This is a genomic window from Polymorphobacter sp. (assembly GCF_051860865.1).
Classification (GTDB): domain Bacteria; phylum Pseudomonadota; class Alphaproteobacteria; order Sphingomonadales; family Sphingomonadaceae; genus Sandarakinorhabdus.
In genome coordinates, this window is sequence record NZ_JBIMKZ010000101.1 from 1 (window position 1) to 3,328 (window position 3,328).

The following is a 3,328-nucleotide window of genomic DNA, read 5'->3' on the forward strand; positions in this document are numbered from 1 at the left end:
TCGGCTGCGACAATTGCGAAAAGGCCTGTGCCGACAGCCATGACGGCCTGTCGCGGCTCGACCGCGAGGCCGGGCGGACGTTCGCGCACCTGCATGTGCCGACCTCGTGCCGGCACTGCGAACATCCGCACTGCATGGCCGATTGCCCGCCCAACGCCATCCACCGCGGCCCGACCGGCGAGGTGTATATCGACGACAGCTGCATCGGCTGCGGCAATTGCCAGCGCAACTGCCCTTATGGCGTGATCCGGATGGACAAGGTGCCGCCGAAGAAGCCCTGGCTGATCAGCTGGATGCTGTTCGGCCAGGGGCCGGGGCCGGGCGAGCCCTCGGCCAAGTGGAAGAAGAAGCACGGCGACCCCGAGGCGGCGAAGAAGGCGATCAAATGCGACATGTGTGCCGGGCAGGAGGGCGGCCCGGCCTGTGTCCGCGCCTGCCCGACCGGCGCCGCCATCCGGGTCTCGCCAGAGCAGTTCCTGTCGGTGGCACTGCTCGATCGCCAGGGCGACTGATGGCCGGCAATCGTACCATGGCGGGCAAGGCAATCGCCCGCGGCCCGCGCGATACTGCGCATGAGGGCTTCCTGACCCATGGCCGGATGCGCTGGGCCAAGGTCGCGGCCGCGCTGTCCCTGCTCTGCATCATCGTCTACGCGCTGCTCGATCCGCAGCCGCGCGCCAATGGCGGCACCGCCTATGGCTATGCGCTCGGCACGCTCGGCGCCGGGCTGATCGTCTGGCTGAGCCTTATCGGGCTGCGCAAGCGGATCATCACGCCGCGGCCCTATTCGCTCAAGGCCTGGACCTCGGCGCATGTCTATCTGGGGTTGTCGCTGATCGTCATCGGCACGCTGCACGCCGGGTTCCAGCTCGGCTGGAACGTCCACAGCCTGGCCTATGTGCTGATGATTATCGTCATCCTCTCGGGAATCTATGGCGTCGTCGTCTATGCCCGGCTGCCGGCGCAGCTCTCGGCCAACCGCAACGAGGCGACCCAGCCGCAGATGCTGGAGGCGATCCGAACGCTCGACCGCCAGCTCGACACTGCCGCCCAGCCGCTCGGCAAGGCCGAGGCCGACCTGGTGCGGTTAAGTCTCGAAGAGTGCGAGGTGGCCGGCGGGCTCTGGCGGCGGCTGACCGCGCATCATCCGAACTGCGGCAACGCGCGCGCCCGCGATGCCGTGCAGGCGCTGGTGCGCAGCCAGATGCAGAGCGGCAAGCCCGACCCGGCGCTGACCCAGATCCTGTTCCTGCTCGAGCGCAAGGATGCGGCACTCGCCCAGGCCCGCCGGCATATCCGGATGAAGACCAGCCTCGAGATCTGGCTGTATGTGCATGTGCCGGTGACCGTGGCGCTGATCGTGGCGCTGGTCGCGCATGTTCTCAGCGTCTTCCTCTACTGGTAGCCGGGCCATGAGCTTCATCATCCGCCAGATCGCCAAGCGCGCCGACGGGGGCGACATCATTCGCACCCGCACGTTGCCAGCGACCGAAATCATCGTCGGGCGGGGCACCGACTGCGACATCCAGCTGGCCGACCTTGGCATCATGCTGCGTCACGCCCGGCTGACGCGGCTGCCGGACGGGATCGTCGCCGTGGAGGCTACCGGCGGCATTCCGCTGGAGATCGACGGCAAGTTCGTCAACCGCGCCGACCTGCGCGTGGCCGACTTGCCGGCGATCAGCATGGCCAGCCACCGGCTGAGCCTGTCTCCGGGTGAAACGCCGGACAGCGTCGGCGTCACCGCCGAGCGCGTCATCGCCCCGACAGACGCTGCCGACGCGGCAGCCGAAACCGAGATATTTTCGTTGCGCGGCACCATCCCCAACCGCCGGGTCCTGGCCTGGACGCTGGCCGTCCTGGTGCTGGTCGGCGGTCTGCTGGCGCCGCTGCTGACCATGGCCGGGCGCGACACCGCGCTTCCGGAGGCGATGGTCGCAGAAGCCGGGCGGCCCGCGGCCGTCGGGCCACGCCTGCAGGTCGTCGCGGAAGCGCCCGCCATCGTCCATGCCGGCACGCAGCCCGACATCGTCTGGAGCAGCGGGCCGCTGTCCTCGGCCCATGCCGGGCTGGCCAACAGCTGCGGCGCTTGCCACCAGAAGGCGTTCGAGGCGACGCCCGACAGCGCCTGCATCGCCTGCCACAAGCCCTCCGCCCTGCCCGCCCATGCCGCCAATAACCGGCTGGCCGTCGCGCGCGGCAGCCCGCAGGGCCTGCAGCGGGTGGCAGCGCCGTTCCAGCATGGGCTGGGCCTCGAGGCCGGGCGCTGTGCTTCGTGCCACAAGGAGCATGAGGGGCCGTCCGGGGCGTTGATGGTCTCGGCGCGCTTCTGTGCCGACTGCCATGACGGCCTGTCCGGCCGGCTGGCCGATACGAAGCTGCGCAATGTCCGGAGCTGGGAAGAGCATCCGCAGTTCAGCCCGACGCTGGTGACGCAGACCGGCGGCCCGGCGCCATTGCTCGAACGGCTTTCCCTCGACGAGGCACCGCGCGAGCGCTCGGGCCTGATCTATCCGCATGAACTGCATCTGTCGCGGACCAACAGTGTCGCCAACATGGTCCGCCAGCAGGGACTGCCGGGACAGGACGGGGCGCTCGGCTGCCGCTATTGCCATGTGCCGGACAGCGACGGCGTGCGGTTCAAGCCGATCGGGATGGAGGCCAATTGCAGCGCCTGCCATGACCTCGCCTTCGCCCGGGACGGCGGCGTGCTGCGCACCCTGCCCCATGGCAAGCCTGATCAGGTCGCAGGTATCATCCGCGACTTCTACCTGTCGCAGAGCCTATCCCCGCGCCCGGGAGTCGTTCGGTTAAGCCCAGACCGCAAGCGACCGGGCGTCGCCGAACCGCTCGGCCGCTTCAGCCCGGCCGAGGCCCGGCAACAGGCCGATGCAGCCATCAACCGGATCTTCGACAAGCAGGGGCTGTGCGCCGATTGCCATGAGACCAGCCCGACCACAGGCGCTGACGGCACCCGCTGGACGGTGGCCAAGGTAAAGCTGACCAACCATTACCTGCCCAAGGGGCTGTTTCCGCACAAACGCCACGACAGCTACAACGGCAAGACCGCCGATGCCGCCTGCCTGGCCTGTCACACCGGCGCCAGCACATCCAGGGCCGCCACCGATGTGTTGCTGCCCAAGGTCGCCCAGTGCCGGGATTGCCATGGATCGGGCAACGCCCGTACCGCCGTCGCCGCCAGCTGCGATACCTGCCACGGCTATCACGGCCCGGGCTCGGGCACGGCGGCCCCCACCGTCATCGCGGGGGGGGGCCCCCCCGCCGGGCCGCCCGGGACCGGGGGGCGCCCGCGCGACCCCGGGACGGG

At 69.6% G+C, this 3,328-nt stretch carries 3 protein-coding genes; all 3 read left to right on the plus strand.

Annotated elements, in window-relative coordinates; translation table 11 throughout:
• Positions 1-512 (plus strand): 4Fe-4S dicluster domain-containing protein (locus tag ACTIFJ_RS14205; RefSeq protein ID WP_439534766.1); only part of this gene is annotated, 512 nt, incomplete at its 5' end.
• Positions 512-1,405, plus strand: a complete 894-nt coding sequence (locus tag ACTIFJ_RS14210) for a hypothetical protein (protein ID WP_439534767.1) — start codon at positions 512-514, stop codon at positions 1,403-1,405. The genes ACTIFJ_RS14205 and ACTIFJ_RS14210, both read left to right, overlap by 1 nt.
• A 7-nt stretch (positions 1,406-1,412) precedes the next feature.
• Positions 1,413-3,328 (plus strand): cytochrome c3 family protein (locus ACTIFJ_RS14215; protein ID WP_439534768.1); only part of this gene is annotated, 1,916 nt, incomplete at its 3' end.

Coding starts and splice junctions, on each gene's coding strand:
- ACTIFJ_RS14210 (WP_439534767.1), top strand. CDS start 512: ATGGCCGGCAATCGTACCATGGCGGGCAAGGCAATCGCCCGCGGCCCG.